Here is a 26,018-nt window from a genome sequence, read left to right as displayed (position 1 = left end):
GGATCAGCGCTTGGCTTCGCGGATGTCCACCTTGGCGTCCAGCAGGTCCAGGCGATCGCCACCGGGGAGGCGGAAGGCCAGCGCATCGTCGATCTCGTCGAGTGCTTCCATGCGGCGGCAGAGCTGTTCCGCGCGGGCTTCCAGCAGCTTGGCGCGCGGTTCGACGCGGCGCTCGACCTCCTTGTCGATCGAGTTCAGCCGGTCGATGCGCGCGGTGTCGCCGCTGAAGGCCGCGCCGATCGCGCCGCCCACGATGTCGCCGATGACGACCGGCAGCGCTTCGCCGATGGCGTCGGCGATGCCCTTGCCGAGATCGTTGCCGTTGAAACGATTTGCGGTGACCGAGCGCGCGAGGCGCACGTCGATCTGCGCGCGGGCCTTCGCGAGGTGCGCGCGGGTCTCGTCCGGCGTGGCGCTCAAGCCGGCGGCCACTTCGCCCAGCGTAGTGAATGCGATATCGGCGGCATCGCGGCCGATGGCCTGCGCCAGCGGCATGGTGGCGCGCGCCTGCTTCTCGTATTCGGCGATGCGGGCGCTGTCCTGGCTGGAGAGCGTCACCCACTTGTCATCGATGAACAGGCGGCCGTTGCGCATGACGATCGCTTTCGGCGTGCCGATGTTGCGGGTGAGGATGACGGACTTCGGGGTGATGCTGAGGTCGTAGTCGCTGTCGACCTTGCACTCGAAATCCTTCGCGCTGGCCGCCAGGCTGGCGGCGGACAGGCCAATGGCCGCTGCAACGCACAACGCTTTCTTCGTGCCGGGCATCTTCATCCGTGCAACCTCTTTTCCCTTCGTGGGACGCATCATGCAACCCGCGTGCCGGATCGGCACGTGCCGGTGGGTGGCATGACTCTCGTCATGGTCACTTCCACCACTGCAACCAAGCGTCGCATCGGCGCATCTTCCATGGCGTGGCAACCCCCCAGCCACGCAGAGGTGCCGTCATGTATTCCATCCAACATGTCCTGTGGCGCGGCGTGATGGCAGTCAGCCTGCTGGTCGTCGGCGGATTCGGTGCGTATTCGGCCCCGGCGAACGCGCCTGCCTACATCGCCTGCGAAGACACCGCCCTCGTCGCCAACGCGATGCAGCCGGTGGCCGAGCTGGCCGCGATCGAAGTGCACGCGCACGTGGCATCGTTCCGCCACGTGCAGTTCGACACGATCGTGGTGAAAGGCATTCCGCCCGAGGATGCGTGATCGATAGCGGCGTGAAGCGCGCGTCCATGCACGCGCCCCGCGCTGAACGATGCGTCATCCACTTCATGGCGCGGTGAAAATCCGCGCCGCATCCGCAACACGCTGCACGCATCACCCGTTGGTGTTCATGCGCCGTCCCCGAGGATGGCGCCGCCCCATCTCCCCGGGGCTCCAAAGAACACTTACGAGGAGAACGCAATGCAGCACCACTTCTTCAATACCCGAACCCTTGCCATCGCCGCGGCGCTTGCCATCGCACCGGCCGCCTTCGCGCAGGATGCGACCACCACCGCGCCGAAGCGCTTCAACGCGACGGTCGGCTATTCGCACATGATCCCGAAGTCCAACCCCGGCAACGTGGGTGGCAGCGCCGTCGACCTCGACGGCAAGGGCGCCGCGACGTTGAGCGGTACGTGGATGGTCAACGACAACGTCGGCGTCGAACTGTGGGGCACGCCCGACAAGTACGCGCACGACGTGAATCTTTCCACCGGCCACGGCACCATCAAGCAGCAGCCCATCGCGGTGAGCGGCCAGTACCACTTCGGCAACGCCGCGCAGCCGATCCGTCCGTTCGTGGGCCTGGGCTACTACCAGGCGAACATCGACAGCGAGACGTTCGACCCCACCGTCGCGGGCGGCCAGCACGTCGGCTTCGATACGCCGAAGGGCGCGATCGCGACCGTGGGTGCTGACTTCAACATCACCGACACGTGGTTCGCGCGTGCCGATGCGCGTTACATGAAGGGCGATTCGGACGTGACGGTCAACGGCGCCAAGGTGGGCCAGTTGCAGCTGGATCCGATCGTGGTGGGCGTGGGCGTGGGTGCGCGCTTCTAAAAGCCCGCACACGCAGTGACACGGGAACGGGCCTTCGGGCCCGTTCTCTTTTACGGATGCTCCGATTCCACGTGCACCGCTTCGCGTCGCAGCAGGTAGAGGCCGCTAGCGACGATGATGCCCGCGCCGATCCACGTGACCTTGTCCGGGAGCACGCCCCACAGCGCGAGATCCAGCGCGACGCCCCACACGAGGGCGGTGTATTCCAGCGGCGCGATCAACGACGCCTCGCCCCACTTGAACGCGAGCGTGATCGCGTACTGCCCCAGCGCACCGGCCACGCCCAGGCCCGCGATCAGCGGCCAGTGTTCGCGCTGCACCGGTTGCCAGTCGGGAATCGCCAGCACGCCTGCACCGAGCGCCATCAGCGCGAGCAGCCAGACCATCATGGCCTGGATGGTGTCGGTCTTCGCCAGCAGGCGCACGGTGATCGCGGACACCGCGTACGACAACGCCGCGAACAGCACGGCCACGCCGGCCATGCTCAACACGCCCTCGCCCGTCGGTCGCAACACCACCAGCACGCCGACCAGGCCGATCGCGATCGCGGTCCAGCGCCGCGGGCCGACGTGTTCGCCGAGGAACGGCACGGACAACGCGGTGATCAGCAATGGGGCGACGAAGAAGATCGAATACGCCGTCGACAACGGCAGGGAGCGCAGCGCGTAGACGAAGCTCGCCATCATCGCGATGCCGAGCACGCCGCGCAGCAGGTGCAACGACCAGCGCACCTGGAACAACGGGCGCAGGCCCGTGGTGGCCGCCGCCCACGCCAGCACCAGCGGCAACGACGAGGCACCGCGCAGCGTCGCCACCTGGAACGCCGGGTAGTGCGCCGAAAGCAGCTTGAGCATCGAGTCCATCACCGCGAACAGCGCGACGGCGGCGAGCATCAGGCCCACCGCGCGCAGGCGGCGGGTGTCGTGGGGGAGCGACGCGTCCATGCGCGACAGCTTGCGGCATCGACGCCCCGCCCGCCACCTGCACGCGGCCGCCACGCGCGAATCGGCAGCCTGCGGCGATGCCCGAAGGTCCCTCCATCGTCATCCTGCGCGAGCAGGCCGCGGACTTCGCCGGCCGAAAGGTGCTGCGCGTGGAAGGCAACACCCGCGTCATCGACATCGCGCGCATGCAAGGCAAGACGCTGCTGGCCGTGTGCAGCTGGGGCAAGCATTTCCTGCTCGTGTTCCCGGGCTTCGCGCTGCGCGTGCACTTCCTGCTGTTCGGCAGCTACCGCATCGACGAGCGCAAGGAGAACGCCAACCCGCGCCTGAGCCTCGGGTTCGCCAAGGGGCGGGAGCTGAACTTCTACGCGTGTTCGTGCAAGTACATCGAGGGCGACCTCGACGACGTATACGACTGGAGCGGCGACGTGATGGCCGACGCCTGGAACCCGCGCGCCGCACGCCGCAAGCTCGCGCTGCGCCCGGACACGCTGGCCGCCGACGCGCTGCTCGACCAGGACGTCTTCGCCGGCGTGGGCAACATCATCAAGAACGAAGTGCTGCATCGCATCCGCGTGCACCCCGAGAGCGAGATCGGCGCCCTGCCCTCGCGCAAGCTCGGCGAACTCATCCGGGAAGCGCGCGACTACAGCTTCGACTTCTACGAATGGAAGAAGGCCTTCGTGCTGCGCAAGCACTACCAGGTGCACACGAAGAAGACCTGCCCGCGCGACGGCACGCCGCTGAGCTACCGCAAGCACCTCGGCCGCGCCCGCCGGCGCGCGTTCTGGTGCGACACGTGCCAGCGCCTGTATCGCTAGACTGCGCGGCATGACCGACGCCACGCCCCCGCAAGACCCGATCGCCGACACCCGCCGCTGGCTCGAACGCGCCGTCATCGGTTTGAACCTCTGCCCGTTCGCGAAAGCGGTGTACGTGAAGGACCAGGTGCGCTTCGTGCTGAGCGATGCGACGACCGAATCCGCGCTGCTCGCCGAACTGGGCGAAGAACTCGCGCTGCTGCGCGACACCGACCCGTCGCAGATCGACACGACGCTGATCGTGCATCCCGACGTGCTGCGCGATTTCCTGGACTACAACGACTTCCTCGAAGTCGCCGACGGCCTGGTCGAAGAGATGGACCTGGACGGCGTGCTGCAGGTGGCGAGCTTCCATCCCGACTATCGCTTCGCCGACAGCGGCGAGGACGACGTGGAGAATTTCACCAACCGTTCGCCGTATCCCACGCTGCACCTGCTGCGCGAGGACAGCGTGTCGAAGGCGGTGGCCGCGTTCCCGGATCCGGACGTGATCGTGGCGCGGAACGTGGAGACGTTGCGCGAACTCGGCGTGGCAGGCTGGAAGCAGTTGCTCGCCGACTAGGGAGTGAACAGGCGCACGCGATCCGCGTCGTCCAGCGCGATCCATTCGCCTTCCGGCAAGTCGCCGAGCGTCAGTCCGCCCACCGCGCTGCGGTGCAGCGCTTCGACGTGGTTGCCCACGGCCGCGAACATGCGCCGTACCTGGTGGTAGCGGCCTTCGGTCAGCACCAGGCTCGCATGCCTGGCATCGCGCACTTCGAGCGTCGCGGGCGCCAACGGTGTGTTCTCCGCCTCCAGCATCAACGTACCGCTGGCGAACAATTCGGCTTCATCGCCGCGCAGGTCCTGCGCGAGCGTGGCTTCGTAGCGCTTGGGCAAATGCGCCTTCGGCGACACGATGCGATGCAGCAGGCCGCCGTCGTCCGTCATCAGCAGCAAGCCGCTGGTATCGCGATCCAGGCGCCCCACCGTCGACAGCAACGGCGCGCGCAACCGGAAACGCGGCGGCAACAGGTCGTAGACGATGCGGCCCTTGTCCTTCGTCGAGCACGTGTAGCCGGTCGGCTTGTGCAGCATCAGCAGGATGCCGGGTGGCAGATCGAGCGGTTCGCCGTCCACGCGCACGTCGTCGTGCGCCGGTTGGTCGTCCGCGTACAACACTTCGCCTTGCGCATCGGTGATGCGTCCCTCGCGGAACATCCACGCCACTTCCTTGCGGCTGCCGTAGCCCAGGTTCGCCAGGTGCTTGACCAGTTTCATTTGCCGCGCACCGCTTCGACCACCTTGAAACCGCCGGCTTGCGCCAGCGTGCGCGTCGTGCCGAAGCGCGCGTCGAGCACCGATTCGTACGGCAAGTGCCGATTGGCGACGAGGAACAACCGCCCGCCGGGACGCAACGCATCGGCGGCCGCGGTGATGAAGCGTCGCCCGATGTCGGGCCGGTCCGCGCGCCCGTGCGCATGGAACGGCGGATTGCTTACGATGAAGTCGTAATTGCGACGCGGCAGGCCTTCGCCCACGTCGGACCAATGGAACGTGGCGCGCGGTTCGCCGGCGAGATTGGTGCGCGCCAGGTCCAGCGCGCGCGCCTCGGCTTCGTACAGGTCGAGCGCGGTGACCTTCGGTGCACGGGCGAAGACTTCCGTCGCGAGATAGCCCCAGCCTGCACCGAGATCCGCACCCCGCCCCGCGAGGTCGGCGGGCAAATGCTTCACGAGCAAGGCGGACGCCGGATCGATGCGGTCCCACGCGAACAGCCCGGGCCGGCTGGTGTAACGCCCATCGACGATCGCACGCGGTGCGTCGAGGTCGCGCCATTCCGCGCGCAACGTTTCGTCGATCGCCAGCGCCGTCGTCCAGAACACGCGGCAATGCTGCTTCGACAACACCGACACCGGGCCGGCCAGTTTCGCCAGGTCCGACTGTCCCGTCTTCGCGCCTTCGTCGTTCTGCATGCAGGCCAGCACCACGCCATCGTCCGTGCATTGCGACACCGCGCGCGCGAACAACGCACGCGCTTCATCGCGCTGTCGCGGCGGCAGCACCAGCACCAGCGGGAAGCGATCGGTCACCGGATCGGCCTGCACCATCAGTTGCGATCGCTGCAATGCATCGAATGCGGGCTTGAACGTCTGTTCGCACACCAGGCCCGTGCGGCCGGCGGCATGCAGCGGCCAACCGTCGCGCGCGCGCAGGAACAAGGCGCCGCCGGTGCGCGGCCAGGGCAGCGCGCCGGTGTCGATGGCGTGGAAGAGGACTTCGAGCGCGGGGTCGTGGTCGCGCGTGGCGGGCAAGGTCATGCCGCGCAGTTTACGCGGCGTGCGGTGCGTGCCAGTGCTTGCGGAGCTGGTCGGTGAGCCACGACGCCCCGATGCAGGCGCCGAGCGCGAGCGCCCAGTTCACCGCCACGGCCGAGTCCAGCTTCAGCGCCTCGAGGATCGGCGCGACCCATGCATGGCCGTACACCGCCACCACCACGGCGGCCGAAAGCCCGAATACCGCGAGGATCGTCCGCATGAGGATGCTTTCGAAACGCGCATCGGCCTGCGCGCCCATCGAGGCGCGACGCGCGACCTGTGCAGCGAAATCGACCGGCAACGCATCCGGCAACGGCCCGCGCAATACCTCCGCCATGACGCGATAACGATCGGCCAGCGGATCGTCGGTGGCGGGCATGCCGGCGCGCGCGGCGAGGCGTGCGCGTTCCTGCGCCTGCCATTCCAGTTCGTCGCGGGGATCGAAGTGTTCGGTGTTCATGCGGTGGCTCCCATCCGCGCTTCCAGGGCCTGGCGCAGGCGCTGTCGGCTGCGGAACAGATGACTCTTGATGGTGCCTTCGGCGAGACCGGTCATCGCGGCGATCTCGGCGATCGGGACTTCATCCAGGTGATACAGGGTGAGCAGCGTGCGCTGCATGGGCGGCAGCTTCTCGATTTCCGCGTGGAGGCAGCGTGCGGATTCCTCGTCGGCGGTCGCGCCTTCCAGGTCGAAGCCATCGCCCACGTTTTCGAGCAGCGCCTGGTGCGCTTCCGGGTCGGCCGCATCCTGCAGCGGGATGCGCTTGCGCTCCAGGTGCCGCTTGGCGACCGAATAGGCGACCTGCCCGATCCAGCCCTGCAGCGAGCTCTCGCCGCGGTACTGGTGCAAATACTTGTGCACGCGCAGGAACGCGTCCTGGCACAGCTCCCGCGTGTCGTCCGGCTGCCGGACCATGCGCTGGATGATGTGGAAGCACAGGCCCTGGTATTGCTTGACCAGGCGCTCGAAGGCCCCGCGCTCGCCGGCCTGCACCGCGTCCACGAGCGCCCGGTCGGCCGCCAGGGAAGCCAGGCGGTCGGGGGCGGCGTCCGGGGCGGGCGCGACGGAATTCAGGCGGGGACCTCCATCCATGAAAGGTCTGGATACGCCTTCGGCGTGATCGGTTGCAACGGGACCGGGGACCGGGGACCAGGGACCAGGGAACGGCCGAAGCGATCCGCTCTGCTTTTGGTCCCCGGTCCCTGGTCCCCGGTCCCGGCTTCTGCAACCACGACGCCCCACGCTGTATCTCCCGTTCCGTACCCACCAGCCAGAGCGGCCCACATGAACTTCGAAATCCTGATTCCCATCACCCTGTTCCTCGCCATCGCCTACGTCATCAAGGTGATCGTGGACGCCCGCGTCCGCAAAGCGCTCATCGGTGCCAATGGCTCGGAAGACCTCGTCCGCTCGATCATGGCCGGCGAAGACATGCGCCAGAAGCACAGCTCGCTGCGCTGGGGCGTCACGCTGGTCGCGGTCGGCATCGGGTTCGGCCTGATCGAAGTCGGCGGCTGGGAAGAAATCACCCCCGGCGTGATCGCGGTCCTGGCGCTCGCCACGGGCGTGGGCAACCTCGCCTACTACTTCCTGACGCGCCGCCTCGCGAACTGATCCATCGCGCTTCCCGAACCGGCGTTGGGCGCACCCCGCTTAACGCCGGTTTGATCCCACCGCAACGCCGCTTGCCAGAGGATGCGTCACTGACCTCATCTGGAGTGACGAATGCGAGCCCTCTTCGTCGGTGGCGCGGTGGACAACAGCGAACTGGACATGGACGGCGCACAGCCGCCCACGCACTACCCTCCGAACACCGGCGGTGGATCACCGCGATACACGCTGCACCACGTGGGCCAGCGCAACGGGTCCATTGCCTACGCGGTCTATGCCGCGCCCAACCTGGCGGATTCGGAAGTGGAACGCGTCGCGAACGAACGCGACTACGCCCGCCGGTTCGAAGCGACGCCGCAAGCCGCGCGTTGAATGTCCGGAACGGAAACGCCCGCGCTCAATGCGCGGGCGTGATCCGCCAGATCGTGTTGCCGACGTCGTCGGCTACCAGCACCGCCCCATCCTTCGCCACGACCACGCCCACCGGGCGACCGCGCGCGTTGCCTTGTGCATCGAGGAAGCCCGTGAGCACGTCCTCCTCCGCGCCCGCGGGCTTGCCGTTGGCGAACGGCACGAAGATCACTTTGTAGCCGCTCTGCGGATCGCGGTTCCAGGAGCCGTGCAAGCCGACGAAGGCGCCGTCGCGGTAATGCGCAGGCAACGCGGTGCCGGTGTAGAACGCCAGGCCCAGCGATGCAACGTGCGGGCCCAGTGCGTAATCCGGTGCGATCGCTTTGGCCACCATGTCGGGACGCGCCGGTTCCACCCGCGTGTCGACGTGCGCACCGTAATAACTCCACGGCCAGCCGTAGAACGCGCCGTCCTGCACCGACGTCAGGTAATCGGGTACGAGGTCGCTGCCCAGTTCGTCGCGTTCGTTGACGACGACCCACAACGCCTTCGTTTGCGGATTCCAGTCCAGGCCGACCGGATTGCGCAGCCCGCTGGCGAACACGCGGCCCTTGCCGGTGCCAAGGTCGATCTCGTGGATCGCGGCGCGTTCGAACTCGATGTCCATGCCGTGTTCGGCGGCGTTGCTGTTGGAGCCCACGCCGACATAGAGCTTCGTGCCGTCCGCGTTGGCGAGCAGGCTCTTGGTCCAGTGGTGGTTGCGTGGCGCGCCCGGCAGGTCGGCGAGTTTCACCGGCGTGGCGGTGATCGTCGTTTCGCCCGCCTTGTACGGCACGTGCACGATCGAATCGGCGTTCGCGACATAGAACGTGCCGCCGACGAGCGCCATGCCGAACGGCGAGGTGAGGTGCTGCAGGAACGTCGTCTTCGTTTCCGCCACGCCGTCGCCATCGGTGTCGCGCAACAGCGAAATGCGCTCGGGGCTCGGCACCGCGGCGCCGGCTTTTTCGAACGCCTGGTTCATCAGGGCATCGCGGATCGGATTGCCGGAGGGATCCTCCGTCGCGGGGCGATTGGTTTCCGCCACCAGCACGTCGCCGTTGGGCAGCACGTACAGCCAGCGCGGATGGGTCAGGCCCGTCGCGAAGGCCTGCACCTGCAGGCCCTGGGCGGCCGTCGGCATCGTCCCGGCCGGCCAGCCCGTCGCGGGCGCGATCTTCACGGTGGGCACCAGGGCCTTGTCGGGGGCCGGGATCACCGGCGTCGGGCCGCTGGTCTGCGCCGTGGTGAGCTTCGCGCTGGGCGCGCAGGCCGCGGCCAGCAGCGCCGCGATGGCGACCGAAAGCCCCGAAAACGCCAACCGCATCCGCATGTCCCGCTCCCTCTCCGCGTCGGGGGCGAGCCTGGAACGGAAACCGTGAGAGCAACGCGAATGGAGCCGGCCCCCCCGGCCCGGGGCGTGTGAATTCGAAAAATGTGACGTCGTCCGCACTGCCAGACCCGGGCCCGGGCAGAGACTGGCCACCGTTCAGACGGGACCAGCCCGCCTGGCACCAGGGGATCACCGCCATGTCCGCCATGCCGCAAGACGCTTTCGAAACGACCTATGTCGCCCCGACGCGCGAAGAGCGCCAGGAAGCCGCCACGCAGTGGGTCGTCGCCGTCGTCATGATCGTCGCCGCCACGCTGGCCTGGACCGCGCTGACGTAAGCGCGGTTCGCGGCGCTCAACCGGTCGCCGATGCGCGGGCCTGGAGCCCGCGCCCTGCTTCGCCCGACAACACCGACGACGCCGGCTGCGCCTGCCCGATCAGGTATCCCTGCGCATAGCGCACGCCCAGCGCACGCAGGCGCTGCAGTTGATCGTGCGTCTCCACCCCTTCCACCACCACGTACGCGCCGATGCCGTGCGCCATCGCGACGATCGCGTTGACGATCGCCATCGCGCGCGGTGAATCGAACATGTGGCGCGCGAACGCCTGGTCGACCTTGATGAATTCGAAGTCGAGCTTGTGCAGGTGCGTGAGGTTGGAATAGCCGGTGCCGAAATCGTCGAGCGCGAACGGGATGCCGTGTTCGCGGCAATGCGCCATGACGGCCGCGACCGGCGTGTAGTCGAGCATGCGGCTCTCGGTGATCTCCAGCTTCAGCGCACCGGGCGGCAAGTGCGCGCGTTGCGTGCGCGCGACGATCTGGCTCGCCATTCCCGGTTCCACCAATTGCCGCGCCGACAGGTTGACCGCGATGCTCGGCAGCGGCGTGGTGCCGGCGTCGCGCAGCGCCGTCAGCACTTCCAGCACGCGATCGAGCACGTATTCGCCCACCGGCACGATCAGCGAGGTCTCTTCGGCGAGCTTGATGAATTCCGCCGGCGACACCGCGCCGCGATCCGGCAACTGCCAGCGCACGAGCGCCTCGTACCCGCTGACGCGGCCTTCGGCGATGTCGTAGATCGGCTGGTAGCGCACGTCGAGCGTGTGGTTGTCGATCGCATCGCGCAGGCGCGCTTCGAGGCGGATCTTGTCCAGGCCCGCGCGCTCGTCGCGCGACTCGCTGACCATGTCTTCGGGCGGCACCACGTGGTCGGCCGGCAGGCTGGCGAGGATGCTGCGCGTGCGGCGCAGCAGGCTGAGCACGAGCGTGCGGACGATCGAATCGCCGCTTTCCAGGCGTTCGAGGAACTGGTCGTGGTCGATCGCCAGCAATTGCGTCGGTCCGCGCGCGGTGGCGGTGGCGCTGCGCGGCTGCCCATCGAGCATGCCGAGCTCGCCGATCAGTTCGCCCGGGCCCAGCGTGGCGTGCACGATCGTGCGGCGGCCTTGTTCGCTGTGGAGTTCGACCGCGCCGCGTTCGATCAGCCACGCGCAATCGGACGGATCGCCCTGGCGATACAGCACTTCGCCGGAAAACAGTTCGCGGATCACGTTGCCCATGTCATCCCCCCGAAAGACATGCGGATTGAATGCTAGGGAACGCAGGTTGCGCCGCGGACCGGCCGGCTGCAACGCAAAAGGGCGGCCCGGAGGCCGCCCCTTGGTGCAACGATTGGAGCGCGTTGCTTACTTGACGCGAGCGGTCGAACCGGCGCGCACGGCGACGCCCTTCGGCGTCTCGGCGGTGCCGTCGGCGTGCGTGACGCTGACCACGTACTCGCCCAGCGGCACGGAACGCAGCTGGTACTTGCCGTCCTTCTCGATCTTCAGCTCGCGGTGGAAACCGGTGCCGGTGCCCGTGACCAGGACGGTGTCGCCGGTGACGGCGGTGCCGGCGATGTTGCCCGACGCCTGCTGCGCGTTGGCGCCGAAGGCCACCAGGGCGGTGGCGGCGAAGGCGAAGGCGATGCGCTTGATGCTGTTCGACATGGTGTGCGTGGTCTCGTGGGGTGTGTGCGGCGCGCAGTCTAGGAGCGGGTATTCGCCGCTGCCCGTGCCGAAGGTCACCAGATCCAACGTCAGGTCACGTGTTGTTCGGGATGCTGCGTCCCGCGCGTGGCAGGCGCGCGACGGTGGTGCCCTGTGGCAGGGCGTCGGGCCCGAAGCGCCGTTCTGCGAACACGATCACATCTTCGTCCACCAGCACCACCGTGCTGCACCGCGTGCCGTAACGCGCGCCGCGCACGAAGGGCGGCGACAGCACGCGTTCGAGGTCCAGGCCCACGCCGGTGTCGGGCAGGCGCGCGTCGGGCGCGGGCGTGGTGTCGGCGAGCGCGTCGAACAACGACGCCAGCTGCGCTTCGTCCACCGGCGCATCGGTGGCTTGCGCCAGCCATTGTTCCAGCGCATGCGTGGCGCGCCCGCTCTTCGGCCACGGCGCATCGAACGCGCCGTTCGACATCGCATGTACGCCTTCGGTCACGGCGTGACTGGCGTGGGCCGGATGGTTGGTGGCGAACGCGAGCGCGTCGCCGTCCCAGCACAACAGGTTGTAGCGACCGAAGCGCGGGGCGTCCGGTGCGAGCGATGCCATGTATGCGTCGGCGGTCATGTTGCCGGTCGCGAATCCGCGCACCAGCGTGCCGCGCGACAACGGCGCCACTTCGGGATCGCCGCCCACGCGCACGTTGGTCACTGCGGCGAGGCGCCCGCGCGTGGACGCGAGCAACCAGCTTCCCCCGTGTTCGAGATCGCGTCCGCCGAACACGTCGGCGTGCTCCGGATCCGGCCCCGCCGGCGCCGTGGGCCGCCCGTGGAATTCGTCGCGGTTGGCGATGAGCGCCAGCCGATACCGCGGATGCGCACGCCAGGCGACGGCGATCAGGCACATGTCAGGCGCCCGCTTCCTGCGGCGCGGGTTGCGGTACCTGCGCGGCTTCGCGCAGTTCTTCCATGCGCTCCTGCTGCTGCAGCTTCCACATCGCCGCGTACACGCCCTGCCGCGCGATGAGGTCCAGGTGCGTGCCGCGCTCGACGATGCGCCCGGCATCCATCACCAGGATTTCGTCCGCGCCCATCACGGTGGACAGGCGATGCGCGATGGTCAGCGTGGTGCGGCCCAATGCGATGCGGTCCAGTTCGCCCTGGATCGCCTGCTCCGAGCGCGTATCCAGCGCCGACGTCGCCTCGTCGAAGATCAGGATCGCCGGGTTCTTGAGCAGCGCGCGCGCGATGGCGACGCGTTGCTTCTCGCCGCCGGAAAGCTTCAGCCCGCGCTCGCCCACTTCCGTGTCGTAACCATCCGGCAGGGCCGCGATCTGTTCGTGGATGTGCGCGGCGCGCGCGGCGTGCTCGACTTCTTCGCGCGTGGCGCCGGGGCGGCCGTACTCGATGTTGTAGTAGATGGTGTCGTTGAACAGCACCGTGTCCTGCGGGACGATCGCGATCGTGGCGCGCACCGAGTGCTGCGTGTAGTCGCGGATGTCGTGCTCGGTGCCGCTGGCGTCGGTGATCGTGATGCGGCCGCCGTCGATGTCGTAGAAGCGGTACAGCAAGCGCGCCAGCGTGGACTTGCCCGACCCCGAATGCCCGACCACCGCCACGGTGGCGCCCGGCGCGATCGTGAAGTCGACATCGCGCAGGATCTGCCGGCGCGGGTCGTAGGCGAACCGCACGGCTTCGAAGCGCACCTGCGGCTGCGTGGCATGCAGCGGCACCGCGCCGGGGCGGTCCTGCACGTCCTGGCGCTCGTCCAGCAGGCCGAACAGGCGTTCCAGGTTGGTCATCGCCTGCTTCACCTCGCGATACATCATGCCGAGCATGTTCAGCGGCGCGGACAGCTGCAGCAGGTAGGCGTTGACCAGCACCAGGTCGCCGACCGTCATCTCGCCCGACACCACGCCCGCCGCCGCGCGCCACATCATCGCGGACACGCCCAGCGCCACGATCGCGGTCTGCCCGAGGTTGAGCACCGCCAGGGTCTTGCGGCTCATCACCTGCGCGTTCTCGAGGCGCTGCAGGTTTTCGTCGTAGCGGCGCGCTTCGTGCTCTTCGTTGCCGAAGTACTTGACGGTCTCGTAGTTGAGCAACGAATCCACCGCGCGCTCGTTGGCCTTGGTGTCGGCCTCCACCGCGGCGCGGTAGTAGCGCGTGCGCCACTCGGTGATCGACACGGTGAAGGCGACGTACGCCACCAGCGTGGCGAAGGTGATCCCGACGAAGCCCCAGTCGTAGTAGTACGCGAGCACGCCGGTGACGAGCAGGATTTCGAACGCGGTGGGGACGATCGTGTAGAGCGTCCAGTCCAGCAGGTCGGAGATCGCGGTGCCGCCGCGCTCGACGTCGCGCGCCACGCCGCCCGTGCGCCGCGCCAGGTGGAAGCGCAGCGACAACGCGTGGAGATGCCGGAAGACCTGCAACGTCACGCGGCGCGACACCCGCGCCATCACGCGCGCGAACACGACCTGCCGCAGTTCGGTGAACATCGTGACCGCCACGCGCGACGCACCGTAGGCCAGCAGCAAGCCCACCGGCAGCACGATCAGCGACGGGGCGACGTTGAGCCCGTCGACCAGCCGCTTGAGCACCATCGGCACCGCCAGGTTGGCGAGCTTGCCGAGAATCACCAGCAGCAGCGCCAGGGAGATGCGGCCGGCGAAGGGCTTCAGGTACGGGACCAGCGTCGAGAGCACCTGCCAGTCGGCGCGGGTGTTGCTGGCGCGCGCGACGGGTTCGGCGCCCGCGGAGGCGTCCGGGGCGGCGACGAGGTCGTCGGACGGCGGGGCCGGGCTCGCGGGAGCCACGGGGTCGTTGGGGGTCTGCATGGGGGTCCAGATGGTGCCGCGGTGGACAGGATGCAACGCCGGGCCCACCCTGCGCGAATGACCGTGTACGTGGACGACGCCGTCACCCTGTGGCGCGACCGCCGCTGGGCGCACCTGATGGCGGACACGCTGGATGAGTTGCACGCGATGGCCGCAGCGCTGGGCATGCCCCGCCGCGCTTTCCAGGACAAGACCAGCGGCGCCCACTACGACGTGGATTCGGACCTGCGTGATCGGGCCATCGCGCTGGGCGCCGTACCGATCTCGCGCCACGCCGACCGCGCCCTAGTCCGCCGCGTCATCGCACGCGCGAAAGCACAGGGCCGCGGCGAAGCCCCTTAGACTGTGCGCCACCCTTCACCCGTCGACCGAAACGCACCATGTCCGACACGCCCCCCGATCATCTCTCCAACGATCCCCGCAGCAAGTTCTACGACGAGGCTGCGCTCGAGCGCGGCATCGGCATCAAGTTCAACGGCGTGGAACGCACCAACGTCGAGGAGTACTGCATCAGCGAAGGCTGGGTGCGCCTGCCGGTGGGCAAGTCGCTCGATCGCCGCGGCCAGCCGATGACGATGAAGATGCAGGGCAAGGTGGAAGCCTGGTATCGCAGCGGCGACGACGCGGACGCTGAACAGGTTTAACCCGCGCGGGTAAGAATTTTTCTTGGAGCGCGGACCGTGATCGCGTCCGCGACGCCAGCGTGCGCCGAATCCGTAGACTGCCGCACCCACGTGCAGGAAGCGGTTTCGATGTTGAGCGACGAACAAGCCAAGGACTACATGCACAAGCTGCTGGCGGCGATGGCCAAGGCCGGCGGCTCCGACTTGTTCATCGCGCACGACTACCCGCCGAGCATGAAGGCGCACGGGTCGATGACGCCGCTCACGCAGCAGAAGCTCACCAGCGAAGTCACCGCGTCCCTCGCCCGCTGCCTGATGAACGAGAAGCAGCGCGCCGAGTTCGCCGAGCAGATGGAGTGCAACTTCGCCATCGTGGTGCCCGGCGTGTCGCGCTTCCGCGTCAACGTGTTCGTGCAGCAGGGCAACGTGGGCATGGTGCTGCGCACGATCGCCGCGGAAATCCCGAATTTCGAAAAGCTGCGCCTCCCCGAGGTCCTGAAGGACGTCGTGATGGAGAAGCGCGGCCTGGTGCTGCTGGTCGGCGGCACGGGCTCGGGCAAGTCCACGTCGCTGGCGGCGATGATCGACCACCGCAACCGCACCTCGGCCGGCCACATCATCACGGTCGAGGATCCGGTCGAATACGCGCACGTCTCGCAGAAGTCGCTGGTCACGCACCGCGAAGTCGGCGTCGACACGCATTCGTGGCACCACGCGCTGAAGAACACCCTGCGCCAGGCGCCGGACGTGATCCTGGTCGGCGAGATCCGCGACGCGGAAACGATGGAGCACGCGATCTCCTTCGCCGAGACCGGCCACCTGTGCCTGAGCACCCTGCACGCCAACAGCGCGTCGCAGACGATGGAACGCATCATCAACTTCTTCCCGGAAGAACGCCGCACGCAGCTGCTGATGGACCTGTCGGCCAACCTGCGCGCGATCGTCTCGCAGCGCCTGGTGCGCACCGAGGACGGCAAGGGCCGCGTCGCCGCGATCGAAATCCTGCTCAACACGCCCACCATCGCCGAGAAGATCTTCAAGGGCGAGTTCAACGAGCTCAAGGGCGTGATGACCAAGTCGCGCGAACTGGGCATGCGCACGTTCGACTGGGCGTTGTTCGAGCTCTACAACGACGGGCTGATCTCGTACGAAGAAGCCATCCGCAACGCGGACTCGGCGAACGAGCTGCGCCTGAACATCAAGTTGAAGAGCAAGCGCGGCGAGCCGTCGAACGCCGCCGGGACGTCGCTGGAGCTCCACCACCAGCCCACGCCGGCGGAACTGGAAGCGATGCGCCAGGAAGAACTGCGCAAGCAGCAGTTCAAGCGCGACGAGATCGAACTGCAGCGCCTGATGGCGGCCAAGCAGGCCGCGGCGGGCTGATCAGCCGACAGGGGCGGGCGGCTGCGGGTCCACGGCCGGCGGTTGCTGCGGCGACGGCGTTTCCGGCTGCGGCACTTCCTGCGGCGCGGGTTGCGGCGGGGAGGCCGGCGTCGGATCCGGCGTCTGGTTGGGATTCGGATTGGGATTGGTCGTCTGCATGGGCCGACCGTAACGGGGCCATCGGCAGGGGCGCGTGATGCCCGGCTGGCTTACGATCCGCCGACGTCCACGGCCGGAGCGCCCATGCAATTCCTGTTGCTCGTCTACACGGATGCCGAACTGCTCGAGGCGCTGCCCGAGGGCCGGTACGACACGATGATGAAGGGCTGCTTCGAGCACGCCGACGACCTGAAGCGCGACGGGAAGCTGTTGGAGTCGCAACAGCTCGAAGACGCGAAGACCGCGCGCTCGGTGCGCATCCGCGACGGGAAGACGCGGGTGATCGATGGGCCGTTCGCGGAGACGAAGGAACTGCTCGGCGGGTTCAACCTGATCGAAGCCGACAGCATGGAGGAGGCGGTGCGCATCGCCGAATCGCTGCCGTGGGCCACGATGGGGTGCATCGAGGTGCGGCCGGTGCGCGACATCAACGCCGTGCGCACGCGCGTCGGAGCGCCTGCGTGACCGTTCGCGACGAGGCCCACGCGCTCCGCGACCTCGCCCGCCTGCGCCGCGCACGCGACCGCATGGACCGCGAGTACGCGCAGCCGCTGGACGTCGAAGCCCTGGCGCGCGACGCGCACATGTCGGCCGGGCATTTCAGCCGCCAGTTCCGCCTGGCCTACGGCGAATCGCCCTACAGCTACTTGATGACGCGCCGCATCGAGCGCGCGATGGCGCTCCTGCGCCGCGGCGACACCAGCGTCACCGATGCGTGCTTCGCCGTCGGCTGTGCGTCGCTGGGCACGTTCAGCACGCGCTTCACCGAACTGGTCGGCGTGACCCCCGGTGCCTATCGCCGCGAAGCACGGCAATCGACCGCGGGCATCCCGTCGTGCGTGGCGAAGCAGGTCACGCGACCGGTCAGGAATCGAGAAGCGCCGTCGGCGGCGCGCGGCTAGCCTGTTCGCACACCCCCCAACGAGCACGCGCCATGGACATCGCCATCCACGCCAGTTTCCTCCCGCACAACGACGCCGATGCGTCCCTTGCCTTCTATCGCGACTTGCTGGGCTTCGAGGTTCGCAACGATGTGGGCTACAAGGGGATGCGCTGGATCACGGTCGGGCCTGCCGGCCAGCCGGGCACGTCGATCGTGCTGTATCCGCCGGGCGCGAGCCCGGGCGTCACGGACGATGAGCGCCGCACCATCGCGGAGATGATGGCGAAGGGGACGTTCGCGACGATCCTGTTGGCGACGCACGATCTCGATGGGGTGTTTGCGCGGTTGCAGGCCAGCGATGCGGAGATCGTGCAGGAGCCTACGGACCAGCCTTACGGGGTGCGGGACTGTGCGGTGCGGGATCCGGCCAGCAACATGGTGCGGATACAGGCGATTGGTTGATTCCTGCAGAAGCCCGCCTGGGGTGAAGTCCGCGTCGCCCGAACCCGCGGCGGGGTAAGAATTTCTCGCCGACGTGGCGGCGAAAATTCTCACCCCACCACGGGCTGGGGCATCACCTTTCGAGCCTTTTCGATCAAGGGGCCGACCTTTACTCAGGTTCGCTGGCGTGCGTGGTGACGCACGCGCAACCCAATCACTGCTTTCGCGACAAGCAAGAGCGCTTGCGGCCTGTGGGCCGTATCAGGACTTGAGCTTGTAGCCGGTCTTGAAGATCCACCACACGCCGAACAGGCAGGCGAGCAGGAAGCCGACGATCGCGGTGGCGCTCAGGGTGACGTCGACGTCGGAGATGCCGTAGAAGCTCCAGCGCATGCCGCTCACCAGGTACACGACGGGGTTGAACAGGGTGAAGGTGCGCCAGGGTTCGGGGAGCATGTCGATGGAATAGAACGCGCCGCCCAGGAACGTCAGGGGCGTGATGATGAGCAGCGGGATCACCTGCAGGCGCTGGAAGCTGTCCGCCCAGATGCCGATGATGAAACCGAACAGGCTGAAGGTGACGGCCGTCAGCACCAGGAACGCGAGCATCCAGAACGGATGCGCGATGTGGTACGGCACGAAGGCGCGTGCGGTCACGAGGATCAGTACGCCCAGCATCAGCGACTTCGTCGCCGCCGCGCCCACGTAGCCGATGACTGCTTCGAAGTACGACACCGGCGCCGACAGCAATTCGAAGATCGTCCCGGACCACTTCGGCAAATAGATGCCGAACGAGGCGTTCGAAATGCTCTCGTTGAGCAGCGACAGCATGATCAGGCCGGGAATGATGAAAGCGCCGTAGCTCACGCCGCCCAGGTCGCCCATGCGCGAGCCGATCGCCGCGCCGAACACGATGAAGTACAGCGACGTCGACAACACCGGCGACAGGATGCTTTCGAGCATCGTGCGGAAGGTGCGCGCCATTTCGAAGCGGTAGATCGCGCGGATCGCGTGCACGTTCATGCCGGCGCCCTCACCAGGCGGACGAAGATGTCCTCGAGCGAGGTCTCGCTGGAATGCAGGTCCTTGAAGTCGATGCCCTGGTCGTGCAGCCGGCGCAGCAGCGGTGCGATGCCGGTATCGTCGGCCTGCGTGTCGAAGGAATACACCAGCGACAACCCATCCTCCGACAACGCGAGCGGCAGGTCGGCCAGCGACTCCGGCAGCTTCTCGATCGGCGACATCAGCTGGATCGCGAGCTGCTTGCTCCCGAGCTTGCGCATCAGCGTCTGCTTGTCCTCCACCAGGATCAGCTCGCCCTTGCGGATCACGCCGATGCGGTCGGCCATCTCCTCCGCTTCCTCGATGTAGTGCGTGGTGAGGATGATCGTGGTGCCGCGCTCGCGCAGGGCGCGCACCATGCGCCACATGTCGTGGCGCAGTTCGACGTCGACACCGGCGGTGGGTTCGTCGAGGAACAGGATGCTCGGTTCGTGCGCCAGCGCCTTGGCGATCAGCACGCGACGCTTCATGCCGCCGGACAGCGTCATGATCTTCGCGTCCTTCTTGTCCCACAGCGAGAGATCGCGCAGCACCTGTTCCAGGTGCGCCGGATCCGGCGCCTTGCCGAACAGGCCGCGGCTGAACTTCAGCGTCGACCACACCGTCTCGAACGTATCGGTCGAGAGTTCCTGCGGCACCAATCCGATCTTGCTGCGCGTGGCGCGGTACTCGCGCACGATGTCGTGGCCGTCGGCCAGCACGGTGCCTGAGCTCGCGTTGACGATGCCGCACACGATGCTGATGAGCGTCGTCTTGCCCGCGCCGTTGGGCCCGAGCAGCGCGAAGATCTCGCCGCGGCGGATGTCCAGGTTGACGTGCTTGAGCGCCTCGAAGCCCGAGGCGTAGGTCTTGCCGACATCGCGGATGGAGACGGCGATGTCGTTGGCGGCGTCGTGCGCGGGGTTTGGCATGCGGGGGATCCTACCCCCTCGGCGTGGACGCGGATAAGACGGCCAGGCGCGGAGGCTGCATCCCGCGTGGGGGCCAATCGCCCCGGTCAGGCGTCCTTCGGATCGGCCTCGAGCGCGATCACGCGATTGCGGCCGCGCGCCTTCGCCATGTACAGCGCGCGATCGGCGGCGGCGATGAGGTGATCGGGCGACATGGCCTTCGACGGGCGCACCGCGCTCACGCCGACGCTCACGGTGACATGCGGGGCCACCTGCGACTGCGCGTGCGGCATCGCGGCCGCTTCCACGTCGCGGCGCAGGCGTTCGCCGAGTTCCTGCGCGGCCGCCAGGTCGCGGCCCGGCAGCAGCAACACGAGTTCCTCGCCGCCGAAGCGCGCGACGAGATCGTCGGTGCCGTCGGCCAGGCGCATGCAGATGCGTGCGAGTTCGCGCAGGCATTCGTCGCCGTAGAGATGGCCGTGCGCATCGTTGAGCGGCTTGAACGCGTCGGCGTCGGCGAGTACCAGCGCCAGTTCGCGGCCCTCGCCCGCCAGCCATTCCCATTCGGCGGACAGGCGCTGGTCGAAGCAGCGGCGGTTGGCGATGCCGGTGAGGCCATCGCTCATCGAGAGTTGCTCGAGCTTGCGGTTGGCCGATTCCAGTTCGCCGACCACCCGCGCAAGGTGGATCGCGCCCGCGACTTGCCCGGCGATCGCATCGAACACCGACCGCGTTTCTTCGCTGAAGAAATCCGCGCGCGTGCTCTCGATGTTGAGCACGCCGTGCAGGCGCGTGCGGTGGCGGATCGGCACGAGGTATTCGGAGCGCACCGCGCTGTTGCCGGAGATGTAATCCGGATCGGTGTCGACGTCGTTGATCAGTTGCGCCTCGCCGGTGCGCGCGCAGCGGCCGGCGGCGCCGACGCTGACGGGCCAGCCGTGCGCGAGTTCCTGCGGGAACAACTCCACGTCCCCGGCCCAGACTTCCTGCATGAAGTGCGTGCCTTCGTCGTCGAGCAGGATGATGCTGGCGATGGCCACCGGCAGGTTGCGCACCAGGCATTCCACGATGCGGCGCAGCACGGCCTCGAGGTCTTCGCCTTCGAGGGCTTCGCGCGAAACTTCGGCCAGCAGCCCGGTGAGGCGGGCCTGCCACGCGCTCGCCCCGGCGCCCGCTGCTGCAGGCGTCGTGACCGGGTCGTGGTCGTGCTGGTTGCCGTCCCCCTCAGGACTCATGGCCGCCTCCGGGCGTGTCCGGGGCGGAGCATAACGCGGGGCCGCCGCGCCTCGTCACGCGGCGGCCCCGGGACTATTTCTCAGTCCTTTTCCTTGCCGATGACCTCGCCGGTCTTCGGGTCGATCTTGATCTCCACATCCTTGCCCTGCGGATCGTCCGCCTCGGCGTTCCAGATGCCGTCTTCGAAGTCGACGTCGTGCACCTTCAGGTAGCCGGCCGCGGCCAGCTTGGCGCGCACGTCCTTCTCGCTGAGGTTGGCGACCTGTTCGTCCGGATAGACCTCGCCGGTCTTCGCATCGATGCGCACGTCGACGCGGTTGCCGTCCGCGCTGCGCGCATCGGCCTTCCACACGCCGTCCTTGAACTTGACGTCGTTGACCTTGGTGTAGCCATCGGCGGCGAGCTTCGCGCGCACCTGGGCTTCGGTCAGCGCGACCGGCGCGGCGACGCTGGCGGAGGCCGTCGTGCTGGTCGAGGCGGCGGGCTGCGCCTGCTGCGCGAAGCCGGTGCCGCTGGCGGCGAGGGCGAGCGTGAGGATCGCGAGGGATTTGTAGCGCATCGTGTACTCCTTGGATGGACCGGCGCGCAGTGTTGGTGCCGGCGCGCGAATCGCGGATGAAACGCGGGGCCGTGCACGGATCGCGATCACCGCGCGTTCGGCGAAGTCGATGCGGGGTGAAGCTTTGATTGCGTGCATGCGATGATCGCCGCATGTGGTCCTTCATCGTTCCAGCGCACGACGAGGCGCCGTTGCTCGGCGCCACGCTGGACGCCCTCCATGCCGCCGCGCGCGACGCAGGCTTCGATTACGAATGCGTCGTGGTCGACGACGCATCGACGGACGCCACCGCGGAGGTCGCACGCGCGCACGGCGCACGCGTGGTGTCCGTCGCGTTCCGCCACATCGCCGCCACGCGCAACGCCGGCGCGGCGGCCAGCACGGGCGAACGCCTGTGCTTCGTCGATGCCGACACGCTGGTCAACGCGGCGCTGCTGCGCGCCGCCAACGCTGCGCTGGACGCGGGCGCCGCCGGCGGCGGCTGCGCGGTGCGCCTGTCCGGCAACGTCGCCTGGCCGGTCCGCGCGTTCACCGCGCTGCTGATGCAGGCCTTCCGCTGGACGCACGTGACACCGGGCTGCTTCGTGTTCTGCACGCGCGCGGCGTTCCATGCCACCGGCGGGTTCGACGAAAGCTACTACGCTGCCGAAGACGTCGTCTTCAGCCGCGCGCTCGCACGCATCGGGCGCATCGCGATCCTGCGCGAAGCGGTGCACACGTCCGACCGCAAGTTGCGCACCTTCGGCGTGCTGGATCACTTCCGCCTGATGTTGCGCTTCGCGCTGGGCGGGCGCCGCGTGCTGCGCTCGCGCGATGCGCTCGCGCTCTGGTACGCACGACGCCGGCACTGATTCAGCGCGCGTTTCGCGTGCGATGGCGTTCAGCCTCGCGAGCCGTTTTTCACGCGATGGCGAAGCGGCTTTGGAGAGCATCGCGGCCGGTTTCGACTTGGCGCAAGAGCGCGCAGGAGCTGTCCGTACATGGTGCGAAGTACCTTGCTCTTCGTAGGCGGCATCCTGGTGGGCGCGGCGGGCGTGGGCGGCGTGGTGCTGCATCGCGCATCGGCCGAGCCCGTGGCCGAATGCAACGACGTCGCGCACCGCGCGCCGGATGCCTCGCTGTTGCCGCCCGATCCGCTGCCGCCGCTCGACCCCGCAGACGCGTCGCGCGATCCCTCGCCGGCCGCGCCGACGACCGGTGTCCAGCCGCGTTGAACCGGGACGCGCGCGGACGCACACTGACTGTGTGACTCCGCAGGACACCCCCATGAAACGCCTCGTTGCCGTCGCCTTCCTTGCCGCCGCCCTCGCAGGCTGCGCGTCCACCGGGCCGGCGCTGGTCACCGATCCCGCCCTCCCCCGCGCGTTGCCCACGGGCTCGGCGGTGGCGGTGCGCTGGAACGACCCGGCGGAATTCACCGAGATCCGCCACAGCCAGAACCGCTACCTGGCCGCGCAGGGTGATTGGGTCGAGAAGCTCGCGCGCTACGTGCAGGAAAGCACGCAACGCGCGCTGCCCGCCGGCGAGCGCGTCGACATCGACATCCTCGACATCACGCGCGCGGGCCAGTACGAGTGGATGTTCAGCAACGCGCAGGACATCCGCGTGATGCGCGACCTGTACCCGCCGCGCATGGACGTCCAGTTCAAGCACTACGACGCCAATGGCACCGTCATCGCGGAAGGCGAACGGCGCATCTCGGACCTGGCGTACCTCAACGGGCCGCAACCGCTGTCCAGCAGCGATCCGCTGCGCTACGAGAAGCGGATGATCGATCGCTGGGTCTATCGCGAGTTCGGCACGCGCACGCGCTGAAGCGACGGGTCAGGCGACCTGCGTGTCGCCCGGGAACAACTGCGCCATCGCCTTGATCAGCATGTCGGCGCTCAATGGCTTGACGAGATGGTCGACGAAGCCGGCCTGCCGCGTCTGTTCGCGATCGCTGGGCTGGCCGTAGCCGGTCAGCGCGACGAGCGCCGGCGGTTCCGGGAATTCCTCGCGGATGCGTTGCGCGAGCGTCGCGCCGTCCATGTCCGGCAAGCCGATGTCGAGGAACGCCACGTCCGGCATGAGCACGCGCAAGGCCGCCAGCGCACCACGTGCGTCATAGGCCGTCTGCGCATGGAAGCCCAGGCCCTGCAGTAAGGCCGCGAGCGTATCGGCCGCATCCTGGTTGTCGTCGACCACCAGCACGTGCCGCGCGCGCGGCAATGACGGGTGCGCCGCATCGCGGGTGACACCGCTGGGCGCCGCGGTCGCCGGCAGGCGCACGACGAATTCCGCGCCCTTGCCCAACCCCGCGCTGTACGCGCTGACTTCGCCGCCATGCAGCGTCACCAGCTGCTGCACCAGGCTCAGGCCGAGGCCCAGGCCGCCTTGCGTGCGCGCCGTGTCCTGGTCGCCCTGCACGAACAGGTTGAAGATGTCGGCGAGCCGGTGCTCGGCGATGCCGGGCCCGTTGTCGCGCACCGCCACCTCGATCTTGTCGTCCACGCGGCGCAGGTGGACGTCGATGCGGCCGCCGCGCCCGGTGAACTTCACCGCGTTGTTGAGCAGGTTGCTCACGATCTGCAGCAGGCGCGCGCGATCGCCGCGGACCCAGGCGGGCGACACCTCCCGTCCAAATCGGATGGTGTGTTCGCGGCTGCGCGCGAAGGGATCCATCGCTTCGATCGCTTCGTCGATCACGCCGCCCAGTTCGACCGCGGCCGATTCCAGGTGGATCTTGCCCGCGGTGATGCGGCCGACATCGAGCAGGTCGTCCACCAGGCGCGTCATCTGCACGACCTGGCGCGCGATGACGTCGCGGCACATGCGCAGGCGCTCGGACGCCAGCGGCTCCAGCTGCATGATCGAGACGGCGTTGGAAATCGGCGCAAGCGGATTGCGCAGTTCGTGGCCCAGCATCGCCAGGAACGTGGTGATGCGGCGGCCTTCGTCTTCCAGCGCCAGCACGCGGCGCTTCTCGCTCATGTCGCGCGTGACCTTGGCGAAGCCGATGTGGCGGCCCGAGTCGTCGCGCAACGCGGTGATCACCACGTTGGCCCAGAAGCGCGAGCCGTCCTTGCGCAGGCGCCAGCTTTCGTCTTCCACGCGGCCCTGTTCGAGGGCGATCTGGAGTTCGCGCTCCGGCCAGCCGCTCGCGATCACTTCCGGCGGATAGAACACGGAGAAATGGCGGCCGATGATTTCCTCGGCCGAGTATCCCTTCGCCTGTTGCGCGCCCGCGTTCCAGCTGGCGATGTTGCCGTCGGGATCGAGCATGAAGATCGCATAGTCGCGCACGCCTTCCACCAGCAGGCGGAAGCGTTCCTCGCTGCGGCGCAGGAGTTCGTCCTGCTTGCGCTTGGCGGTGAGGTCGCGGGTGATCTTGGAGAAGCCGACGAGGTGCCCGTCGTCGCCGAGGATGCGGGAGATGACGACGTTCGCCCAGAACTGCGTGCCGTCCTTGCGCACGCGCCAGCCTTCGTCTTCGAAGCGGCCGGTCTCGCGCGCAACGCGCAGCTCATGGTCCGGCCAATGCGCTTCGATCTGCTCGGGCAGGTAGAACGCGGAGAAATGGCGGCCGATGATCTCGCCCGCCGAGTAGCCCTTGATGTTTTCGGCGCCCGCATTCCAGGTGCGCACGATGCCGTCGGGATCGAGCAGGAAGATCCCGTAGTCGGGCACGTCTTCCACCAGCCGGCGGAAGAGCGCGTTGTCGTGCTGCCAGTCCGGCAATCCCGCCGGCGGCTTGCTGGTGTTGCGCCACATGTTCGACTCATCCCCCCGCGCCGGGCGTGGCCCGATGCGCATCGCTCCCGGGAGCCAGACCCCTGGACTCCGCGCGGGATTGGACCATCGCACACGTTAATCCGTCTTCACAACGCAGGCGGCGCCGACATCCCGTCCTGGAATGCGGCGCCGTCGTCGATCACGCTTCAGCAATCGTTACTTGTTGCCGTCCGCCGGGGTCGCGGCTGCGGCCGGCGGCTTGGACGCGTCGGCCGGCTTGCTGGCCTTGTCCATGTGGTCCATGTGGTCCATGCCGGCGTGGTCGCCCATCATCATCTTCATGCCGGCTTCCATTTCGGCGTGCGTGACGTTGCCGTCCTTGTCGGCATCCATCTCGCCGAACATCTTCGCGGCGCCCGCGTCGTGTTCCGCGGCGGAGAGCTTGCCGTCACCGTCGGTGTCCATCGAGGCGATCTTGTCGGCCGACGACATCATGTGGCCGTGGTCGGCCATCTTCGCGTCCTTGCCCTTGTCGGCGCCCATCTTGTCGCCCTTGCCCTTCCACATGTCGGCCGAATAGGCGTCCATCTCGGCGGCGGTGACGAAGCCGTCCTTGTCCTTGTCCATGCCGGCGAACATCTTGGTGGCGCCCGCTGCATGTTCCGACGCACTGATCTTGCCGTCGTTGTTGGTGTCCATCATCTTGAACTTCGCATCGTCCTTGGCCAGCGCGTTGCCGGAAAGCGCGGCGCCGCCGAGCATGGAGATCAGGATCAACGTAAGGGTCTTGCGGGTCATCGTTTTGAC

The 26,018-nt window shown here is 68.0% G+C and carries 34 protein-coding genes; 16 read left to right on the top strand and 18 right to left on the bottom strand.

Features of this window, described 5'->3' with window-relative positions; all coding sequences use genetic code 11:
* Positions 1-3: 3 nt before the first annotated feature.
* Complete coding sequence (locus tag LYSHEL_RS08000) at positions 4-768, bottom strand: DUF2884 family protein (RefSeq protein WP_213437712.1); 765 nt, start codon at positions 766-768, stop codon at positions 4-6.
* Between the two features lie 179 nt (positions 769-947).
* Between LYSHEL_RS08000 and LYSHEL_RS07995 the strand changes: the two genes are divergently transcribed.
* Both LYSHEL_RS07995 and LYSHEL_RS07990 read left to right on the top strand, forming a co-directional pair.
* The gene (locus LYSHEL_RS07995) at positions 948-1,202 is read left to right on the top strand and encodes a hypothetical protein (RefSeq protein WP_213437431.1); all 255 of its coding nucleotides are present in this window, start codon (positions 948-950) and stop codon (positions 1,200-1,202) included.
* A gap of 198 nt (positions 1,203-1,400) precedes the next feature.
* Complete coding sequence (locus tag LYSHEL_RS07990; RefSeq protein WP_213437429.1) at positions 1,401-2,042, top strand: OmpW/AlkL family protein; 642 nt, start codon at positions 1,401-1,403, stop codon at positions 2,040-2,042.
* A gap of 50 nt (positions 2,043-2,092) precedes the next feature.
* Here the strand turns inward: LYSHEL_RS07990 and LYSHEL_RS07985 are convergent, their stop codons facing one another.
* Positions 2,093-2,986 carry a DMT family transporter gene (locus LYSHEL_RS07985; RefSeq protein ID WP_244858708.1) on the bottom strand — a complete coding sequence of 298 codons (894 nt, stop codon included), beginning with the start codon at positions 2,984-2,986 and terminating at the stop codon, positions 2,093-2,095.
* A gap of 77 nt (positions 2,987-3,063) precedes the next feature.
* Here LYSHEL_RS07985 and LYSHEL_RS07980 point away from each other — a divergent pair, with 77 nt between their 5' ends.
* Positions 3,064-3,807, top strand: coding sequence for a DNA-formamidopyrimidine glycosylase family protein (locus LYSHEL_RS07980; RefSeq protein WP_213437427.1), 744 nt, complete (start codon positions 3,064-3,066; stop codon positions 3,805-3,807).
* 10 nt (positions 3,808-3,817) lie between these two features.
* Entirely contained in the window at positions 3,818-4,369 is a 552-nt protein-coding gene (locus tag LYSHEL_RS07975) for a DUF1415 domain-containing protein (RefSeq protein WP_213437425.1), read from the top strand.
* Here the strand turns inward: LYSHEL_RS07975 and LYSHEL_RS07970 are convergent.
* Genes LYSHEL_RS07970 through LYSHEL_RS07955 form a run of 4 tightly spaced genes read right to left on the bottom strand, consistent with a single transcriptional unit; the run spans position 4,366 to position 7,196 of the window.
* Positions 4,366-5,067, bottom strand: a complete 702-nt coding sequence (locus tag LYSHEL_RS07970) for a pseudouridine synthase (RefSeq protein WP_213437423.1) — start codon at positions 5,065-5,067, stop codon at positions 4,366-4,368. The genes LYSHEL_RS07975 and LYSHEL_RS07970 overlap by 4 nt on opposite strands.
* Positions 5,064-6,107, bottom strand: coding sequence for a class I SAM-dependent methyltransferase (locus tag LYSHEL_RS07965; RefSeq protein WP_213437421.1), 1,044 nt, complete (start codon positions 6,105-6,107; stop codon positions 5,064-5,066). Before LYSHEL_RS07965 ends, LYSHEL_RS07970 begins: the two co-directional genes overlap by 4 nt.
* A 10-nt stretch (positions 6,108-6,117) precedes the next feature.
* Positions 6,118-6,564, bottom strand: a complete 447-nt coding sequence (locus tag LYSHEL_RS07960) for a hypothetical protein (protein WP_213437419.1) — start codon at positions 6,562-6,564, stop codon at positions 6,118-6,120.
* A complete protein-coding gene (locus tag LYSHEL_RS07955; RefSeq protein ID WP_213437417.1) occupies positions 6,561-7,196 on the bottom strand; it encodes an RNA polymerase sigma factor in 636 nt (211 codons plus the stop codon). The genes LYSHEL_RS07960 and LYSHEL_RS07955 overlap by 4 nt, the downstream gene beginning before the upstream one ends.
* 192 nt (positions 7,197-7,388) lie before the next feature.
* Between LYSHEL_RS07955 and LYSHEL_RS07950 the strand changes: the two genes are divergently transcribed.
* Positions 7,389-7,718: a DUF6249 domain-containing protein gene (locus LYSHEL_RS07950; RefSeq protein ID WP_213437415.1), complete on the top strand. Its 330-nt coding sequence runs from the start codon at positions 7,389-7,391 to the stop codon at positions 7,716-7,718.
* A 111-nt stretch (positions 7,719-7,829) separates the two neighbouring features.
* A complete protein-coding gene (locus LYSHEL_RS07945; RefSeq protein ID WP_213437413.1) occupies positions 7,830-8,087 on the top strand; it encodes a hypothetical protein in 258 nt (85 codons plus the stop codon).
* Between the two features lie 25 nt (positions 8,088-8,112).
* On the opposite strand, the gene LYSHEL_RS07940 is transcribed toward LYSHEL_RS07945, so the two are convergent.
* Positions 8,113-9,432: a PQQ-dependent sugar dehydrogenase gene (locus LYSHEL_RS07940; protein WP_213437708.1), complete on the bottom strand. Its 1,320-nt coding sequence runs from the start codon at positions 9,430-9,432 to the stop codon at positions 8,113-8,115.
* 203 nt (positions 9,433-9,635) lie between these two features.
* Here LYSHEL_RS07940 and LYSHEL_RS07935 point away from each other — a divergent pair, with 203 nt between their 5' ends.
* Complete coding sequence (locus tag LYSHEL_RS07935) at positions 9,636-9,776, top strand: hypothetical protein (protein WP_213437411.1); 141 nt, start codon at positions 9,636-9,638, stop codon at positions 9,774-9,776.
* Positions 9,777-9,792: 16 nt separating this feature from the next.
* Here the strand turns inward: LYSHEL_RS07935 and LYSHEL_RS07930 are convergent, their stop codons facing one another.
* From LYSHEL_RS07930 to LYSHEL_RS07915, 4 genes are all read right to left on the bottom strand, one after another.
* On the bottom strand, positions 9,793-10,998 hold the full coding sequence (locus LYSHEL_RS07930; RefSeq protein WP_213437409.1) for an EAL domain-containing protein: 1,206 nt from the start codon (positions 10,996-10,998) through the stop codon (positions 9,793-9,795).
* Between the two features lie 126 nt (positions 10,999-11,124).
* Entirely contained in the window at positions 11,125-11,427 is a 303-nt protein-coding gene (locus LYSHEL_RS07925) for a carboxypeptidase-like regulatory domain-containing protein (protein WP_213437407.1), read from the bottom strand.
* Positions 11,428-11,521: 94 nt separating this feature from the next.
* A complete protein-coding gene (locus LYSHEL_RS07920; RefSeq protein WP_213437405.1) occupies positions 11,522-12,328 on the bottom strand; it encodes an NRDE family protein in 807 nt (268 codons plus the stop codon).
* A 1-nt stretch (position 12,329) separates the two neighbouring features.
* Positions 12,330-14,261 carry an ABCB family ABC transporter ATP-binding protein/permease gene (locus LYSHEL_RS07915; RefSeq protein WP_213437403.1) on the bottom strand — a complete coding sequence of 644 codons (1,932 nt, stop codon included), beginning with the start codon at positions 14,259-14,261 and terminating at the stop codon, positions 12,330-12,332.
* 57 nt (positions 14,262-14,318) lie between these two features.
* On the opposite strand from LYSHEL_RS07915, the gene LYSHEL_RS07910 reads away from it, so the two are divergent.
* From LYSHEL_RS07910 to LYSHEL_RS07900, 3 genes are all read left to right on the top strand, one after another.
* Complete coding sequence (locus LYSHEL_RS07910) at positions 14,319-14,603, top strand: DUF4031 domain-containing protein (protein ID WP_213437401.1); 285 nt, start codon at positions 14,319-14,321, stop codon at positions 14,601-14,603.
* A gap of 38 nt (positions 14,604-14,641) precedes the next feature.
* Complete coding sequence (locus tag LYSHEL_RS07905) at positions 14,642-14,905, top strand: DUF3297 family protein (RefSeq protein WP_213437399.1); 264 nt, start codon at positions 14,642-14,644, stop codon at positions 14,903-14,905.
* A 108-nt stretch (positions 14,906-15,013) separates the two neighbouring features.
* Entirely contained in the window at positions 15,014-16,267 is a 1,254-nt protein-coding gene (locus LYSHEL_RS07900; protein WP_213437397.1) for a PilT/PilU family type 4a pilus ATPase, read from the top strand.
* On the opposite strand, the gene LYSHEL_RS07895 is transcribed toward LYSHEL_RS07900, so the two are convergent.
* Positions 16,268-16,426, bottom strand: coding sequence for a hypothetical protein (locus LYSHEL_RS07895; RefSeq protein ID WP_213437395.1), 159 nt, complete (start codon positions 16,424-16,426; stop codon positions 16,268-16,270).
* Positions 16,427-16,510: 84 nt separating this feature from the next.
* On the opposite strand from LYSHEL_RS07895, the gene LYSHEL_RS07890 reads away from it, so the two are divergent.
* Genes LYSHEL_RS07890 through LYSHEL_RS07880 form a run of 3 tightly spaced genes read left to right on the top strand, consistent with a single transcriptional unit; the run spans position 16,511 to position 17,771 of the window.
* Positions 16,511-16,891, top strand: coding sequence for a YciI family protein (locus LYSHEL_RS07890; RefSeq protein ID WP_213437393.1), 381 nt, complete (start codon positions 16,511-16,513; stop codon positions 16,889-16,891).
* Entirely contained in the window at positions 16,888-17,328 is a 441-nt protein-coding gene (locus LYSHEL_RS07885) for a helix-turn-helix transcriptional regulator (protein WP_244858706.1), read from the top strand. Before LYSHEL_RS07890 ends, LYSHEL_RS07885 begins: the two co-directional genes overlap by 4 nt.
* Before the next feature lie 32 nt (positions 17,329-17,360).
* Positions 17,361-17,771, top strand: a complete 411-nt coding sequence (locus LYSHEL_RS07880; RefSeq protein WP_213437391.1) for a VOC family protein — start codon at positions 17,361-17,363, stop codon at positions 17,769-17,771.
* A gap of 240 nt (positions 17,772-18,011) precedes the next feature.
* Here LYSHEL_RS07880 and LYSHEL_RS07875 read toward each other — a convergent pair whose 3' ends face one another.
* From LYSHEL_RS07875 to LYSHEL_RS07860, 4 genes are all read right to left on the bottom strand, one after another.
* On the bottom strand, positions 18,012-18,773 hold the full coding sequence (locus LYSHEL_RS07875; RefSeq protein ID WP_213437389.1) for an ABC transporter permease: 762 nt from the start codon (positions 18,771-18,773) through the stop codon (positions 18,012-18,014).
* Entirely contained in the window at positions 18,770-19,723 is a 954-nt protein-coding gene (locus LYSHEL_RS07870) for an ABC transporter ATP-binding protein (protein WP_213437387.1), read from the bottom strand. The genes LYSHEL_RS07875 and LYSHEL_RS07870 overlap by 4 nt, the downstream gene beginning before the upstream one ends.
* Positions 19,724-19,809: 86 nt before the next feature.
* Entirely contained in the window at positions 19,810-20,937 is a 1,128-nt protein-coding gene (locus LYSHEL_RS07865; protein ID WP_213437385.1) for a GGDEF domain-containing protein, read from the bottom strand.
* 80 nt (positions 20,938-21,017) lie between these two features.
* Positions 21,018-21,497 (bottom strand): PepSY domain-containing protein, encoded by a 480-nt coding sequence (locus tag LYSHEL_RS07860; protein ID WP_213437383.1) that lies wholly within the window; start codon positions 21,495-21,497, stop codon positions 21,018-21,020.
* Positions 21,498-21,649: 152 nt separating this feature from the next.
* Between LYSHEL_RS07860 and LYSHEL_RS07855 the strand changes: the two genes are divergently transcribed.
* From LYSHEL_RS07855 to LYSHEL_RS07845, 3 genes are all read left to right on the top strand, one after another.
* Positions 21,650-22,348 carry a glycosyltransferase gene (locus LYSHEL_RS07855; RefSeq protein WP_213437381.1) on the top strand — a complete coding sequence of 233 codons (699 nt, stop codon included), beginning with the start codon at positions 21,650-21,652 and terminating at the stop codon, positions 22,346-22,348.
* A gap of 129 nt (positions 22,349-22,477) precedes the next feature.
* A complete protein-coding gene (locus tag LYSHEL_RS07850; RefSeq protein WP_213437379.1) occupies positions 22,478-22,711 on the top strand; it encodes a hypothetical protein in 234 nt (77 codons plus the stop codon).
* A 52-nt stretch (positions 22,712-22,763) separates the two neighbouring features.
* Positions 22,764-23,312 carry a DUF3016 domain-containing protein gene (locus LYSHEL_RS07845; RefSeq protein ID WP_213437377.1) on the top strand — a complete coding sequence of 183 codons (549 nt, stop codon included), beginning with the start codon at positions 22,764-22,766 and terminating at the stop codon, positions 23,310-23,312.
* 9 nt (positions 23,313-23,321) lie between these two features.
* Here the strand turns inward: LYSHEL_RS07845 and LYSHEL_RS07840 are convergent, their stop codons facing one another.
* Both LYSHEL_RS07840 and LYSHEL_RS07835 read right to left on the bottom strand, forming a co-directional pair.
* A complete protein-coding gene (locus tag LYSHEL_RS07840; protein ID WP_213437375.1) occupies positions 23,322-25,250 on the bottom strand; it encodes a PAS domain-containing hybrid sensor histidine kinase/response regulator in 1,929 nt (642 codons plus the stop codon).
* 177 nt (positions 25,251-25,427) lie between these two features.
* Positions 25,428-26,009 carry an EF-hand domain-containing protein gene (locus LYSHEL_RS07835; RefSeq protein ID WP_213437373.1) on the bottom strand — a complete coding sequence of 194 codons (582 nt, stop codon included), beginning with the start codon at positions 26,007-26,009 and terminating at the stop codon, positions 25,428-25,430.
* Positions 26,010-26,018: the final 9 nt, after the last annotated feature.

It is taken from the genome of Lysobacter helvus, from assembly GCF_018406645.1.
Lineage (GTDB): Bacteria > Pseudomonadota > Gammaproteobacteria > Xanthomonadales > Xanthomonadaceae > Noviluteimonas > Noviluteimonas caseinilytica.
This window is presented reverse-complemented; position numbering and strand designations above follow the sequence as displayed.